14 protein-coding genes are annotated in these 14,453 nt (G+C 61.8%); 11 read left to right on the top strand and 3 right to left on the bottom strand.

What is annotated here, in order from left to right:
* Positions 1 to 16 precede the first annotated feature (16 nt).
* Both ahpC and ppsR read right to left on the bottom strand, forming a co-directional pair.
* Positions 17 to 589 carry an alkyl hydroperoxide reductase subunit C gene (gene ahpC, locus GHT07_RS01625; RefSeq protein ID WP_153583296.1) on the bottom strand — a complete coding sequence of 191 codons (573 nt, stop codon included), beginning with the start codon at positions 587 to 589 and terminating at the stop codon, positions 17 to 19.
* A 170-nt stretch (positions 590 to 759) separates the two neighbouring features.
* On the bottom strand, positions 760 to 1,581 hold the full coding sequence (gene ppsR / locus GHT07_RS01620; RefSeq protein WP_153583295.1) for a posphoenolpyruvate synthetase regulatory kinase/phosphorylase PpsR: 822 nt from the start codon (positions 1,579 to 1,581) through the stop codon (positions 760 to 762).
* Positions 1,582 to 1,767: 186 nt separating this feature from the next.
* Here ppsR and ppsA point away from each other — a divergent pair, with 186 nt between their 5' ends.
* From ppsA to dnaB, 11 genes are all read left to right on the top strand, one after another.
* Positions 1,768 to 4,185, top strand: a complete 2,418-nt coding sequence (gene ppsA / locus GHT07_RS01615) for a phosphoenolpyruvate synthase (protein ID WP_153583294.1) — start codon at positions 1,768 to 1,770, stop codon at positions 4,183 to 4,185.
* A gap of 71 nt (positions 4,186 to 4,256) precedes the next feature.
* Entirely contained in the window at positions 4,257 to 4,529 is a 273-nt protein-coding gene (locus tag GHT07_RS01610; protein ID WP_153583293.1) for a DUF4212 domain-containing protein, read from the top strand.
* The gene (locus tag GHT07_RS01605; RefSeq protein ID WP_153583292.1) at positions 4,522 to 6,594 is read left to right on the top strand and encodes a VC_2705 family sodium/solute symporter; all 2,073 of its coding nucleotides are present in this window, start codon (positions 4,522 to 4,524) and stop codon (positions 6,592 to 6,594) included. The genes GHT07_RS01610 and GHT07_RS01605 overlap by 8 nt, the downstream gene beginning before the upstream one ends.
* A gap of 105 nt (positions 6,595 to 6,699) precedes the next feature.
* Positions 6,700 to 8,403, top strand: a complete 1,704-nt coding sequence (locus tag GHT07_RS01600) for an MFS transporter (protein ID WP_153583291.1) — start codon at positions 6,700 to 6,702, stop codon at positions 8,401 to 8,403.
* A gap of 186 nt (positions 8,404 to 8,589) precedes the next feature.
* Positions 8,590 to 9,063, top strand: coding sequence for a hypothetical protein (locus GHT07_RS01595; protein ID WP_153583290.1), 474 nt, complete (start codon positions 8,590 to 8,592; stop codon positions 9,061 to 9,063).
* A gap of 73 nt (positions 9,064 to 9,136) precedes the next feature.
* Positions 9,137 to 9,595, top strand: coding sequence for a hypothetical protein (locus tag GHT07_RS01590; RefSeq protein ID WP_323740730.1), 459 nt, complete (start codon positions 9,137 to 9,139; stop codon positions 9,593 to 9,595).
* Between the two features lie 117 nt (positions 9,596 to 9,712).
* Positions 9,713 to 10,078: a 30S ribosomal protein S6 gene (gene rpsF, locus GHT07_RS01585; protein ID WP_153583289.1), complete on the top strand. Its 366-nt coding sequence runs from the start codon at positions 9,713 to 9,715 to the stop codon at positions 10,076 to 10,078.
* 22 nt (positions 10,079 to 10,100) lie between these two features.
* Positions 10,101 to 10,388 (top strand): primosomal replication protein N, encoded by a 288-nt coding sequence (gene priB, locus GHT07_RS01580; protein ID WP_323740729.1) that lies wholly within the window; start codon positions 10,101 to 10,103, stop codon positions 10,386 to 10,388.
* Positions 10,389 to 10,400: 12 nt separating this feature from the next.
* The gene (gene rpsR, locus GHT07_RS01575; RefSeq protein ID WP_048438842.1) at positions 10,401 to 10,682 is read left to right on the top strand and encodes a 30S ribosomal protein S18; all 282 of its coding nucleotides are present in this window, start codon (positions 10,401 to 10,403) and stop codon (positions 10,680 to 10,682) included.
* Positions 10,683 to 10,694: 12 nt separating this feature from the next.
* Positions 10,695 to 11,147 carry a 50S ribosomal protein L9 gene (gene rplI, locus GHT07_RS01570; RefSeq protein WP_153583288.1) on the top strand — a complete coding sequence of 151 codons (453 nt, stop codon included), beginning with the start codon at positions 10,695 to 10,697 and terminating at the stop codon, positions 11,145 to 11,147.
* A 140-nt stretch (positions 11,148 to 11,287) separates the two neighbouring features.
* A complete protein-coding gene (gene dnaB, locus GHT07_RS01565; protein WP_153583287.1) occupies positions 11,288 to 12,694 on the top strand; it encodes a replicative DNA helicase in 1,407 nt (468 codons plus the stop codon).
* A 6-nt stretch (positions 12,695 to 12,700) separates the two neighbouring features.
* Here dnaB and GHT07_RS01560 read toward each other — a convergent pair whose 3' ends face one another.
* On the bottom strand, positions 12,701 to 14,392 hold the full coding sequence (locus tag GHT07_RS01560) for a PhoH family protein (RefSeq protein ID WP_153583286.1): 1,692 nt from the start codon (positions 14,390 to 14,392) through the stop codon (positions 12,701 to 12,703).
* Between the last annotated feature and the right edge of the window lie 61 nt (positions 14,393 to 14,453).

Below are 14,453 nucleotides of genomic sequence, written 5' to 3'. Positions count from 1 at the left end.
GCGGCGCGAGTCCTCTTCAGATCTTGCCGACGAGGTCGAGCGACGGTGTCAGCGTTTCGGCGCCTTCGCTCCACTTGGCGGGGCACACTTCGCCCGGGTGGGCGGCGATGTACTGCGCTGCCTTGACGCGGCGCAGCGTTTCGGTGGCATCGCGGCCAATGCCGTTGTCGTGCACTTCGATGGTCTTGATGCGGCCCTCGGGGTCGATCACGAACGTGCCGCGCAGGGCCAGGCCGGTGTCTTCGCCTTCGGTGATCAGCACTTCGAAGAAGCGGGCCAGCTGGTGGCTTGGGTCGCCCACCAGCGGGTACTGCACCTTGCGGATCGTGTCCGACGTGTCGTGCCATGCCTTGTGCGTGAAGTGCGTGTCGGTCGAGACGCCGTAGACCTCGACGCCGAGCTTCTTGAACTCTTCATAGTGATCGGCCAGGTCGCCGAGCTCGGTCGGGCAGACGAACGTGAAGTCAGCCGGGTAGAACACGACGACCGACCACTTGCCCTTGAAGTTCTCCTGCGTGACGGGAACGAACTTGCCGTTGTGGTATGCCGTGGCCTGGAAGGGAGCGACTTGGGTATTGATGAGTGACATGGTTTTTCCTCTCTTGGGGTTTCAGATTGCGATGCGTGGAGGTTACGGGCGACGGGTGAATCAATCCAATTTATTGATCGAATCGTTCCGTTAGCGAATGTCTATTGCTCTGCCTGAGCGAGCGCAGATCCTCCTCGTGGTGAGGCGCCGCAGGCCGGGGGCAGGTTGGCTCAGTACACCAGCCGCTCCGGCCGGATTTCCTGGAGGATGGTGGTGGCGATCTCTTCGATCGACTTGGTTGTGGTGCTCAGCCAGCGAATGCCGGCACGGCGCATCATGGCCTCGGCTTCGGCCACTTCAGTGCGGCAGTTTTCCAGCGCCGCATAGCGCGAGTTGGGCCGCCGCTCATTTCGGATTTCGGCCAGCCGCTCGGGCTGGATGGTCAAGCCGAAGATCTTCTTGCGATGCGCCGCCAGCGCGGGGGGCAGCTGCTGACGCTCGAAGTCTTCGGGGATGAGCGGGTAGTTCGCTGCCTTCAGGCCGTATTGCATCGCAAGATAGAGCGACGTCGGTGTCTTGCCACTGCGGCTCACGCCGACAAGGATCACGTCGGCGCCTTCGAGGTCGCGGTTGGACTGGCCGTCGTCATGCGCCAGGCTGAAGTTGATGGCCTCGATCCGGTCGTGGTACTCCTTGCTCTTGCTTGCGTCCGAAAAGCGGCCCACGCGGTGGTTCGACTTCAGGCCCAGCTCCACTTCGAGTGGGCGCACGAAGGTGCCGAACATGTCGAGCAGCATTCCGCGGCAGCCTTGCTCGATCACGCGAAGAATCTCGATATTGACGAGCGTCGTGAAGACCAGGGGCTTGCGGCCCTCGACTTCTGCCGTGTGGTTGACCTGCCGCACGACCTGATGAGCTTTGTCGACCGTATCGACAAAAGGCAGCCGGACATGGCGCGGCTTGAACTCGAACTGAGCCAGGATGGCGTTGCCGAACGTCTCGGCGGTGATCCCTGTGCCATCGGAAATGAAGAAGACGGTGCGTGTATGCATGCAGTGGTTCTTTCAGGCCATTGCAAGCCGCGAGCGGGACGCCGACGCCTACAATGCCAGCAATTATCCGATTCCCTCGCGCATGACCCGCATCGGCCCCAACCAACAACCAGATCGCCGTTGCCTTGCTCATGCCCGGGCGCGCCCTACGAGCGCAGACCAGCTTTTTACTTTTGGAGCTTTCCCATGTCTGCAACAGCCTCTGCGGCCCCGCTGGAGAACCGCCTAGATAACCTGCTCGTTGTCCCCTTCGAGGATTTGAGAATGGACGATGTCGCCTATGTGGGCGGCAAGAACGCCAGTCTCGGCGAGATGATTTCGCAGCTGCCGCAAGGCGTGCTGGTGCCAACCGGCTTTGCCACAACAGCGCATGGGTACCGCCAGTTCCTGGCCCATGCCGGCCTGGCCGAGCGCATCAACCAGCGGCTCGATGCACTCAACACGGATGACGTGCGCGCGTTGGCGGCCGCCGGCGCCGACATCCGCAGCTGGGTCGAAGCCCAGCCGTTTCCACCCGATCTCGAAGCGGCGATCCGCGCAGCCTTCACGAAACTGTCCGCCGGCAATCCGATGGCGAGTTTCGCAGTCCGGTCCTCGGCCACTGCCGAGGACTTGCCAGACGCATCATTTGCGGGCCAGCAGGAGACGTTCCTCAATGTCGTGGGCATTGACGACGTCCTGGCGAAGATGAAGGAAGTCTTCGCGTCCCTCTACAACGACCGTGCGATCAGCTACCGCGTCCACAAGGGCTTCGCACATGCCGACGTCGCACTGTCGGCGGGCGTGCAGCGCATGGTGCGCAGTGATCTGGGCGCGGCCGGCGTGATGTTCACGATCGATACCGAATCCGGCTTCGAAGAGGTGGTGTTCATCACCTCGAGCTACGGCCTGGGTGAAACGGTGGTGCAGGGCGCCGTGAATCCCGACGAGTTCTATGTGCACAAGCCGATGCTCGCTGCCGGCAAGCGCGCTGTGATCCGCCGCAATCTGGGCTCCAAGCTGATCCAGATGGTGTTTTCCAGCGACGCTGAAAAGGCGGCCTCCGGCAAGCTGGTCAAAACCACCGAAGTGCCGCTGGAGCAGCGCAACCGTTTCTCATTGACCGATGCGGATGTGGAGCAGCTCGCGCGCTATGCGCTGGTGATCGAGAAGCACTACGGCCGGGCCATGGATATCGAGTGGGGCAAGGACGGCACTGACGGTCAGATCTACATCCTGCAAGCACGCCCCGAGACCGTGAAGAGCCAGCAGCAAGGCAAGGCCGAGCTGCGCTACAAGGTCATGGGCAAAGGCACGGTGCTGGCAGAAGGCCGCGCGATCGGCCAGAAGGTCGGCACAGGCCCTGTCCGCATCGTGCAGAACATCTCCGAAATGGACAAGGTGCAGCCGGGCGATGTGCTCGTGACTGATATGACCGACCCGAACTGGGAGCCCGTGATGAAGCGCGCGAGCGCCATTGTCACGAACCGCGGCGGACGGACCTGCCACGCGGCGATCATCGCGCGCGAACTGGGCATCCCGGCCGTTGTCGGCTGCGGCAATGCCACTGACTTGCTTGGCGAAGGAATGCTCGTCACGGTGAGTTGCGCCGAGGGCGACACCGGCTTTATCTACGACGGTTTGCTCGAGACGGAAGTCAGTGAAGTGCAGCGCGGCGCGATGCCCAAGATTGCCATCAAGATGACGATGAACGTCGGCAATCCGCAACTGGCCTTTGACTTCGCGCAGCTGCCCAATGACGGCGTGGGCCTGGCGCGGCTTGAGTTCATCATCAACAACAACATCGGCGTGCACCCGAAGGCGATCCTCGACTACCCGAACGTCGATGCCGACCTGAAGAAAGCCGTGGAGTCAGTGGCCCGCGGTCACGCGTCGCCGCGAGCGTTCTATGTGGACAAGGTGGCAGAAGGCGTTGCGACCATCGCCGCTGCGTTCTGGCCCAAGCCCGTGATCGTGCGCCTGTCCGACTTCAAGTCGAACGAATACCGCAAGCTGATCGGCGGCTCGCGCTATGAGCCCGAAGAAGAAAACCCGATGCTGGGTTTTCGCGGCGCAGCGCGCTACATCAGTGAAGACTTCCGCGAAGCGTTCGCGATGGAATGCGAAGCGCTCGTGCGCGTGCGCGGCGAGATGGGCCTGACCAATGTGCAGGTCATGGTGCCGTTCGTGCGAACGCTCAAGCAGGCTGACCGCGTCACGCAACTGCTCGCAGTACAGGGGCTCAAGCGCGGAACGGAGGACCTGAAGGTCATCATGATGTGCGAGGTACCGAGCAACGCGATCCTGGCGGACGAGTTTCTCGAGTATTTCGACGGCTTCTCGATTGGCTCGAATGACCTGACGCAGCTCACGCTCGGTCTCGATCGCGACTCCGGCCTCGAACTGCTCGCCGCTGACTTCGACGAGCGCGACCCGGCGGTCAAGGCCATGTTGTCGCGCGCTATCAAGGCCTGCCTGTCGAAAGGCAAGTACGTCGGCATCTGCGGCCAGGGCCCGAGCGACCATCCGGATTTCGCCGCCTGGCTCGCCGACGAGGGCATTACGTCGATCTCGCTCAACCCCGACAGCGTTATCGCCACCTGGAAGCAGCTGGCGTCGCGCTGAAGTACTGCGCACTGCGGCAACCTAGGGCCACACCTAAGGCGGCAACTCGCCTTGGGTGACATGATCCGCGCATGGTTGAACCGCAGGCGCTAGAAAAACACGATCCGCGCGTGCTGGCTTTGAAGGCAGCGCTGCTGGCCGTGTGGGCAGTGGTGAGTTTTGGTGTCTGTTTCTTTGCGCGCGACCTGGCGTTTTCGGTGGGGCCGTGGCCGTTCGGCTTCTGGATGGCCGCGCAGGGCGCCGTCCTGGTTTTCATTGCAATCGTGGCGATTTACGCGATGGTGATGAAGCGCCTGGCCCCGGAAGACAGCCTGCCGACGCGTGGCAGCCCGCCGGATGCCTGATACGCCCGTGTATGCCGCCTACAAGCGGCGCCTGCATCGCAACGTTGGCATCTTTGTCGCCGGCTTCCTGCTGTTTCTGGCGCTGATGGCGTGGGCCGAGCGCAACGGCCTGTCTCGCTACTGGCTGGGCCCGATCTTCATGTTTTCCACCGTGATGATGTACGCGGTGATCGGCATTTACGGGCGCACCACGGACCCTGAGGAGTACTACGTGGCCGGCCGCCGCATTCCCGCCATGTACAACGGGATGGCGGCCGCGGCCGACTGGATGAGTGCGGCTTCATTCATCAGCCTGGCAGGTGGCCTCTACTTGCAGGGGTTCGGCGGCACGCAGGCGCAGGCCGGCGGGCTGGCCTACGTGCTGGGCTGGACAGGCGGCTTTTGCCTGGTGGCGCTGCTGATTGCGCCTCACCTGCGCAAGCTGAACCTCTACACCGTGCCCGACTACTTCAGCCTGCGCTACGGCGGGCGCTGGCCGCGTGTGATCGCGGCGCTCGCGGCCATGTTGTGCTCGTTCACCTACGTCATCGCGCAGATCTATGGCATTGGCCTGATTGCGTCGCGACTGACGGGGGTGCAGTTCGAGATCGGCGTGTTGCTGGGCCTGGGTGGTGTGTTGCTCTGCTCGTTCCTGGGCGGCATGCGCGCCATCACCTGGACGCAGGTGGCGCAGTACATCATCTTGCTGCTTGCATTCCTGATTCCTGTGTCCTGGCTGGCGTACAAGCAGCTGGGCAACCCGATGGCGCCGGTGGTCTATGGTGCGCAGCTCAACAAGATCTCCGAGCTGGAAACCAGGCTGATGCAAGACCCGGCCGAAAAGGAAGTCGCGACGATTTTCCTGCAGCGCGCCAAGGAGTACGAGTCCAGGCTGCAGGATATCGAGGGCTCGCTGCAAAAGGAGCGCTCCCAGGCCCAGGAGTTGATCCGCAGGTTGAAGCAGCAAGGTGCGGATTCGGCCCTGATCGTGCAGGCTAACCGGGATTTCGCTGCCCTGCCGAAAGACCCTGTTGCCGCGCGCGAGCGGTGGGTACGCATCATCAATGAAAGCTACGAGCGCGCCCGCCCGCTAGGCGGCGTGCCTGCGCACACGCAGCCTTATGCGGGTGACCCCACAGGCACGCCAGCCGAACAGGAGGCTTTCAGCACTTCTCGCCTGAATTTCCTGGCTCTCATGTTCTGCCTGATGGTGGGTACTGCGGGGCTGCCGCATTTGCTCACGCGCTACTACACAACACCGTCGGTGGCTGAAGCCCGCACGTCGGTGGCATGGTCGCTTTTCTTTATTGCGCTGGTTTACGTCAGTGCGCCCGCGCTGGCGGTGCTCGTGAAGTTCGAAGTGATGAACAACCTGGTAGGCAGCAGTTTCGACGCGTTACCGCCCTGGATCGCGCAGTGGGCGAAGGTGGACAGCTCACTGATCTCCGTCGCTGATGTCAATGGTGACCGCATCCTGCAATGGGGCGAGATTCGCCTGGGCGCCGACATGATCATGCTGGCAACGCCCGAGCTCGGCGGGCTGCCCTATGTCATTTCAGGGCTGGTTGCTGCCGGTGGGCTTGCAGCTGCGCTGTCCACCGCCGATGGACTGCTGCTGACCATCAGCAATGCGATGGTGCGCGATGTGTACTCGCACGAGATCAATGACCATGTCACACCGGAGCAGCGCGTGATTCTGTCGAAGTTCGCGTTACTCGCCGTCGCGCTGATCGCCGCGGGGGTGGCTTCGTTCAAACCGGCGGAAATCCTGCCGCTCGTTGCGGCGTCGTTCTCGCTCGCCGCTTCAGCGTTCGTGCCTGCGATGGTGCTGGGCATCTTCTGGCCACGCGCCAATCGGCGCGGCGCTGTGCTGGGCATGCTGGCCGGACTCGGCATCACCATCTACTACATGATGGTCAATGCAGCACCCGTGCGTGCGTTCTTCGCGATGTCGCCCGGCCAGGACTTGTGGTTTGGAATCCAACCAATTTCAGCGGCCGTCTTTGGCGTGCCGCTCGGATTTGCAGTCGTTGTCGCAGTCGGTCTTCTCACTGCGGAACGGCGGACTGCTTCGTATCAAACCTAGGGTATGCCCTAACAGGACTTGCCCGCGCAACTGCCGAGAGTCAGTTTGTTGTCAGATGGTTTGCCAACACTTCGCGTGCCGCAAAACAAACCTGAAGGAGACTCCATGGCAACAGCGTCCGGAAACGCCGGTTCAAAACCGGTAGCCTCGACGGCCCCCATGACGAAAGAGGAAAAGAAGGTCATCTTCGCCTCATCGCTGGGAACCGTTTTCGAGTGGTACGACTTCTACCTGTACGGTTCGCTGGCTGCGATCATCGCGGGCCAGTTCTTCTCGGGCCTGGACCCGACATCCGCGTACATCTTCGCGCTGCTCGCCTTTGCGGCGGGTTTCCTTGTCCGCCCGTTCGGCGCCATCGTGTTCGGCCGCCTGGGCGACATGATTGGCCGCAAGTACACGTTCCTGGTCACCATCCTGATCATGGGCGCGTCGACATTCGTTGTCGGCTTGTTGCCAGGGTACAAGTCCATCGGCATCGCTGCTCCTGTCATCCTGATCGCACTGCGCATGCTGCAAGGCCTGGCGCTCGGTGGTGAGTACGGCGGCGCGGCAACGTATGTGGCAGAGCACGCACCGCACGGCAAGCGCGGCGCTTACACGGCATGGATCCAGACCACGGCTACGCTGGGCCTGTTCCTGTCGCTGCTCGTCATTCTCGGCGTGCGCGAAAGCATGGGCACGAAAGACTTCGCCGACTGGGGCTGGCGCATTCCTTTCCTGGCCTCCATCCTGCTGCTCGGCATCTCGGTGTGGATCCGCTTGAGCCTGAATGAGTCGCCGGCATTCCAGAAGATGAAGTCGGAAGGCAAGACGTCGAAGGCTCCGCTGGCCGAGTCGTTCGGCCAATGGAAGAACCTGAAGATCGTGATCCTGGCGCTGCTGGGCCTGACGGCAGGACAGGCAGTGGTCTGGTACACGGGGCAGTTCTATGCGCTGTTCTTCATGACCACGATTGCCAAGGTCGACGTGACGACCGCCAACCTGTTCATCGCAGCATCACTGTTGATCGGCACGCCTTTCTTCATCGTCTTCGGCTCGCTGTCCGACAAGATCGGGCGCAAGCCGATCATCATGGCCGGCTGCCTGATCGCTGCGCTGACGTACTTCACCGTGTTCCCGATGCTGCTGCAGGCCGCGAACCCCGCACTGGCCGATGCGCAGAAGGCCGCCAAGGTGGCCGTGACTGCCGACCCGGCGCAATGCTCTTTCCAGGGCAGCCCGATTGCACGTGAGATCGACTTCACGTCGTCCTGCGATATCGCCAAGCGCACGCTGACCACTTCGTACATTCCGTATGAGAACAAGATCGGCCCGGCTGGCTCGGCCGCGACGGTGACGATCGGCGACAAGGTGATGCCTGCACCGACCGCCACACTGAATGCTGAGCGCCATGGTTTTGCGCCTGACAGCGCGAAGGCTATTGCCGAGTTCAAGAAGTCAGTGGGCGATGCGGCCAAGGGCGCCGGCCTGACGACTCCCGCTGCGCCGGACAAGATGAACAAGGCCATGGTGCTCGCGCTGTTGGTCTTCCTCGTGATTCTGGTGACCATGGTGTATGGCCCGATCGCAGCGATGCTGGTCGAGCTGTTCCCCACGCGAATCCGCTATACCTCGATGAGCCTGCCTTATCACATTGGTAACGGCTGGTTCGGCGGTCTGCTGCCCACCACGGCGTTCGCGATGGTGGCGGCCACGGGCGACATCTTCTACGGGCTCTGGTACCCGGTCACCGTCGCTGCGGGCACGTTCGTCATCGGCATGCTGTTCATTCGCGAGACGAAGGACGTGGACATCTACGCTCGCGACTGACAAGAGCACACGCCCCCGCAAAAGCCCGCCTTTCAAGCGGGCTTTTTTTGGCCTGTCGTATGGATAAACCCCTATGCTCTTGTGACAACGGTCGTGCAAAGCTAGGTGCACCAAGATGGACGTGTCCCAAGCATGGGTGGATACTGGTTACTGCGAGCAACCCGCTGGTTTGATGGGAGGTAAGCGATGCTGTTAGCCAAGACCGAATCTGGGCTCAAGGTGATGAAAGACAGGTCTGTTGCACTGTCGCCCAAACAGCGCGCAGCCTTCATCCTTGTTGACGGCCAGCGCTCGCTCGACAATATCCTTGCGGCCACTGCGGCAATGGGTGTCACACGTGCCGATATCGACGTCCTGTTCCAGCTGGGGCTCATCGCGGACGTCGCGCCTGAGAAATCGCGCGTCGAACAGGCTCAGCAGCAAGCAGCAGCCCAAGCCGTCGCCCAGCACAAGCAACGCACACCGCAAGAGCGATACGCCGAGGCGTACCCCATTGCGACGCGACTGACTTCCGCGCTCGGCTTGCGCGGGTTCCGCCTGAATCTTGCGGTGGAAGGTGCGACCAATTATGAGGAACTGCTTGCGGTGGCACCGCGCATCCTCGAGGCCGTCGGTGCCGAAAAATTCAGGCCGCTCGATAACGCGTTGAACGACCGTTGATTGAAATGCGCTTGCGCGGCAAGCGCGGTCATTGCAAACTGCCCGCAGTGCATCGAATCGCTCTGGAGGCGACGTGATCATTTGCAAGACACTTCTCGGACAGCGTGTCATGAGGGACCGTTCCGTCGTACTCACGCCTCACCAGCGGTCCGTTTTTATCCTGGTCGACGGCAAACGATCGATCGCGGAACTGCTTGCGGCCACCAAGGCTGGTGGTGTGACAAGGGCAGATATCGACGCCCTGGTTGAACTCGGCCTGGTCGCAGAGCTTTCCAAGGCCGCTGCCATGGCACTTTCCAACGCAAAGAAGCTTGAGGCTAAACGCTCGGGGCGCTCGCTGATGGAGCGCTACGACCGCGCCCAGCCAGTGGCAGAGATGCTGACTGCAAACCTCGGTTTGCGCGGGCGCAATCTCAACTTCGCCGTCGCGAACGCCATGACCTACATGGACCTTCTGGCGCTGGCCCCACGGATTCGTGAGGCCGTGGGCGAGAAGGATTTCGCCATGCTGGACCAGTTGCTGAACGACTGAGCCGCCAGCCGGCCCGGCCGCGGGCTATAATCGCGGGCTTACCTTGCTGCACTGGCTCTTGACGCGCCTGGCAGCTGCCACCTGGGCCCTGCAGGGCCCGCACCCAAAAGGAGTCTCATGCGTCACTATGAAATCATTCTTCTGATCCATCCGGACCAGAGCGAACAAGTTCCGGCCATGCTGGAGCGTTACAAGGGCATGATCACCGCCGGCGGCGGCAAAGTGCACCGGGTTGAAGACTGGGGCCGTCGTCAGCTGGCGTACCAGATCAACAAGCTGGCCAAAGCCCATTACCTGTGTGTGAACATCGAGGCTGACCAGCCCGTGATGGCCGAACTCGAGCACGCATTCCGCTTCAACGACGCCGTGCTGCGCCACCTGACTGTCGTCAAGAAGAAGGCCGAAACTGGCCCGTCTTCTATGATGAAGACGGTTGAACGCGAAGAGGCCCGCAAGGCCCAGCAGGCGGAGTACCAGTCGTAAGCGGCTCGTCGCCGCCCTGGAAGTGAATCAGCTCGTTTTGAGCGCCCGTATCGCAGAAGCTTCGGCGCTGCGCTACACCCCGGCCGGGTTACCCGCCTTCGATGCCCGCCTCGAACATGAGTCGGAAATTCTGGAAGCAGGGCAGCTCAGGCAGGTGAAAGCGGCGATCAAGGCAGTTGCTTTTGGCAGCAACGCCGAGACCTTGGTCCGGCAGCCCATAGGCAGCAACTGGCGCTTCACGGGATTCCTGGCGACACCGCGCAACGGCAAGCACGCTGTGCTCCACATTCAGTCATTCGATCAAGCTTAAAGAGGTCCCTTCATGGCCACGTTCAAGAAATTCAACAAGGACAAGCGTCCGAAGCGCAACACGCAATCATTGCTGTTCAAGCGCAAGCGCTTTTGCCGCTTCACAGTCGCTGGCGTCGAGGAAATCGACTACAAAGACGTCGACACCCTGCGCGACTTCATCGCTGAAAACGGCAAGATCATCCCGGCCCGCCTGACGGGCACCCGCGCGATTTACCAGCGCCAGCTCAACACCGCCATCAAGCGTGCTCGCTTCCTGGCCCTGGTCCCGTACTCGGACCAGCACCGCATCTAAGGGGCGAAAAACATGCAAGTCATCCTGCTCGACAAGGTCGTTAACCTTGGCAACCTCGGCGAAATCGTCAAGGTCAAAGACGGCTACGCCCGCAACTTCCTGATCCCGGAAGGCTACGCCCGCCGCGCTACCGAAGCGAATAAGGCCGAATTCGAAGCCAAGCGCATCGAACTCGAGAAGGCAGCAGCTGCGAAGCTGGCCGAGTCCCAGGCACAAGGCGCCAAGCTTGGTGGCACCACGATCAAGCTGACACAGAAGGCCGGCGTTGACGGTCGCCTGTTTGGCTCGGTCACCAACTTCGACATCTCCGAAGAGCTCACCAAGCAAGGCTACAAGGTCGCCAAGGCGCAAGTGCGTATGCCCAACGGCCCGATCAAGATGGTGGGCGATTCGACGGTCGGCGTGCAACTGCACACTGATGTGGTGGTCGACATCACCGTGACGGTCCTGGGTGAAACGGCTTAAGCCGGAACACTCCGCCGATCCACCAAAAGGCCGCCTTCGGGCGGCTTTTTGTTTGTCCCGTGGTTTTACACAGTTGCCCACTGCCAACCCACAGGTTGTCCCGTGACTTCCACAGGTTGTCCTGATTCAATTGCCTATCCATGTCCGCAGTACTTACCTCCAACGACGATGACTTTTCCCGCGACCGCCAGGTCGCGCAATTGCGCATCCCGCCGCATTCCATTGAGGCGGAATCGAGTGTGCTGGGCGGCCTGTTGCTCGACAACGGTGCCTGGGATCGGGTTGGCGATCTGCTCACCGACAGTGACTTCTATCGCTATGAGCACCGGCTGATCTACGCGTCAGTTGGCGGGCTGATCAACGCCACACGCCCTGCCGATGTCATCACGGTGTTTGAACAGCTTCAATCTGTCGGCAAGGCGGAGGAAATCGGCGGGCTCGCTTACCTGAATTCGCTCGCGCAATACGTGCCCAGTGCGGGCAACATCCGCCGCTATGCCGAGATCGTTCGCGAACGATCGATCCTGCGCAAACTCGTGAGCGCCAGCGACGAAATTGCCACTGCTGCCTTCAACACCCAAGGCAAGGCGGTCGACAAGATCCTGGACGAAGCCGAGCAGAAGATCTTCAACATCGGCGAGGAAGGCTCGCGGATGAAGCAGGGCTTCCAGGGCATGGATTCGCTCGTGGTCGAGCTGCTGGACCGCGTGCAGGAGATGGCAGACAACCCGAACGACATCACTGGCGTGCCGACGGGCTTCTATGACCTCGACCGCATGACTTCAGGAATGCAGGCAGGGGACATGATCGTGCTGGCGGCACGCCCGTCGATGGGCAAGACGGCGCTCGCGATCAACATTGCGGAACACGTCGCGCTGAAAGAGGAACTGCCGGTTGCCGTGTTCTCCATGGAAATGGGCGCAAGCCAGCTGGCCGTGCGTATCGTCGGCTCGATTGGCCGGATCGACCAGACCCATTTGCGCACCGGCAAACTCACTGATGACGAATGGCCGCGCCTGACCGAAGCCATCGAAAAGCTCCGCAACGTGTCATTGCACATCGACGAGTCACCCGGACTCACGGTGAGCGAGCTGCGCGCCAACGCGAGGCGACTTGCACGCCAGTGCGGCGGCAAGCTCGGCCTCATCGTGGTCGACTACCTGCAGCTCATGAGCGTATCGACAGGCATGAGCGATGAGAACCGCGCGACAGCCGTCGGCGAACTCTCGCGCGGCCTGAAGTCGCTTGCCAAGGAGTTGGGTTGCCCGGTGATTGCGCTGTCTCAGCTGTCTCGTGGTGTTGAATCGCGCACGGACAAGCGGCCCATGATGAGCGACCTGCGTGAATCGGGCGCGATCGAGCAGGACGCCGACGTGATCATGTTCATCTACCGCGACGACTACTACAACAAGGACTCGAAGGAGCCCGGCGTCGCCGAAATCATCATCAGCAAACAGCGAAACGGCCCCACCGGGACCGTCAAGCTTGCTTTCATCAAGCCGCTGACGAAGTTCGAAAGCCTCGCCAGCGGTGGTGGGGACTTCTAGCTTGCGCTAGAGCACATCACTCGCAAAGTCGGCCAGGCGCGAACGCTCGCCGCGCGCCAGCGTGATATGGCCGCTATGCGGCCAGCCCTTGAACTTGTCGACCGCGAACGTCAGGCCCGACGAGCCTTCGGTCAGGTAGGGCGTGTCGATCTGCGCGAGATTACCCATGCAGATGATCTTGGTGCCAGGGCCTGCGCGCGTGACCAGCGTCTTCATCTGCTTGGGCGTCAGGTTCTGCGCCTCATCAATGATCACGTACTTGTTCAGGAATGTGCGGCCGCGCATGAAGTTCATGCTCTTGATCTTGATGCGGCTGCGGATCAGCTCGTTGGTGGCTGCACGGCCCCATTCCCCGGCGCTGCCTTCTGTCTTGCCAAGCACTTCGAGGTTGTCGTCGAGCGCGCCCATCCACGGACCCATCTTTTCTTCTTCAGTGCCGGGCAGAAAGCCGATGTCCTCGCCAACGCTCACCGTGGCGCGCGTCATGATGATCTCGGTGTAGCGGCGGTCGTCGAGCACCTGTGTCAGGCCCGAGGCCAGTGCCATCAGTGTCTTGCCGGTGCCAGCCGTTCCCGTGAGCGACACAAAGTCGATCTCCGGGTCCATCAGCAGGTTCATCGCGAAGTTCTGCTCACGGTTGCGCGTGCAGACACCCCACACCGCGTTCTTGAGGTGGCCATAGTCCTTCAGCGTCTTGAGAACCGCGGTCTTCGCACGGGTTTCTGTCACCCGCGCGTAAAGGCTCGGCTCACCAGGCGACTCGAAGTACACGAACTGGTTGATCAGCAACTGCGGCACGATCGGGCCGGTGATGCGGTAGTAAGTGTGCTGGCCGCTTTGCCAGCTCTCCACGGTCTTGCCGTGCTTGGCCCAGAAGTCCGGCGGCAGCGCCAGCGAGCCGGAGTACAGCAGCTCGAGGTCGTCGATTGTCTTGTCGTTCTGGTAGTCGTCCGTTGCCAGGCCAAGTGCGCGCGCTTTGACCCGCATGTTGATGTCCTTGGACACCAGCACGACTTCGCGGGGAGCGTGCAGCTCGCGAAGAGCTTGCACCACACCGAGAATCTGGTTGTCCGCCTTGCCTTGAGGCAAGCTTGACGGCAGGTGATTAGCGAGCGCCTGCGTCTGGAAGAACAGGTTGCCGCCAGCCTCACGATGCCCCGTCGAGTTGAGCTTCAGCCCTGTCGTGATGTCTGCGCCCTGGGCGCCTGCCAGGGCATCGAGCGAGCGGCTGGCCTGGCGTGCATTGCGGGCTACTTCTGTCATGCCCTTCTTGTTGCCGTCGAGCTCTTCCAGAACGATCATCGGCAGGAAGATGTCATGTTCCTCGAAGCGGAACAGGCTCATCGGGTCGTGCATCAGCACATTCGTGTCGAGCACGAACAGCTTGTGCGGACCCGTCGACCTGGGTTTGCGTGCCGGACGTGCCGCTACCTGTACCGGCGCGCTCTGTTTTTTCTGGGCGGCGGCCTGGACGACCTGGCTCGCCTCACTGACGGCTTCCTCGTGGAACACCTCAGGCAGGCGATCGCCGCCGCCGCGGGGGCTGAACTCCATGGCCTGCGGCTTCTCGGCCAGCGGGCTATCCGAGGGCGTGCCTTCCGTTTTTCGAGCGGCCTTGTGATGGGAGCGGGCCGGCGCGTCGTAGGCGTCCGGCGGGAGCATGGCAGCGCGCTTGGTCGGGGCGGGGGGCAGTGGCATGGGGGTGCGGGTTCCCTGATGAGAAGGTCGAGAAGTGAAAAAGCCGCCAGGCGAGCCGGGC

The sequence above is a fragment of the Caenimonas koreensis DSM 17982 genome (assembly GCF_009646335.1).
GTDB classification, from domain to species: Bacteria; Pseudomonadota; Gammaproteobacteria; order Burkholderiales; family Burkholderiaceae_C; genus Ramlibacter; species Ramlibacter koreensis.
This window is presented reverse-complemented; position numbering and strand designations above follow the sequence as displayed.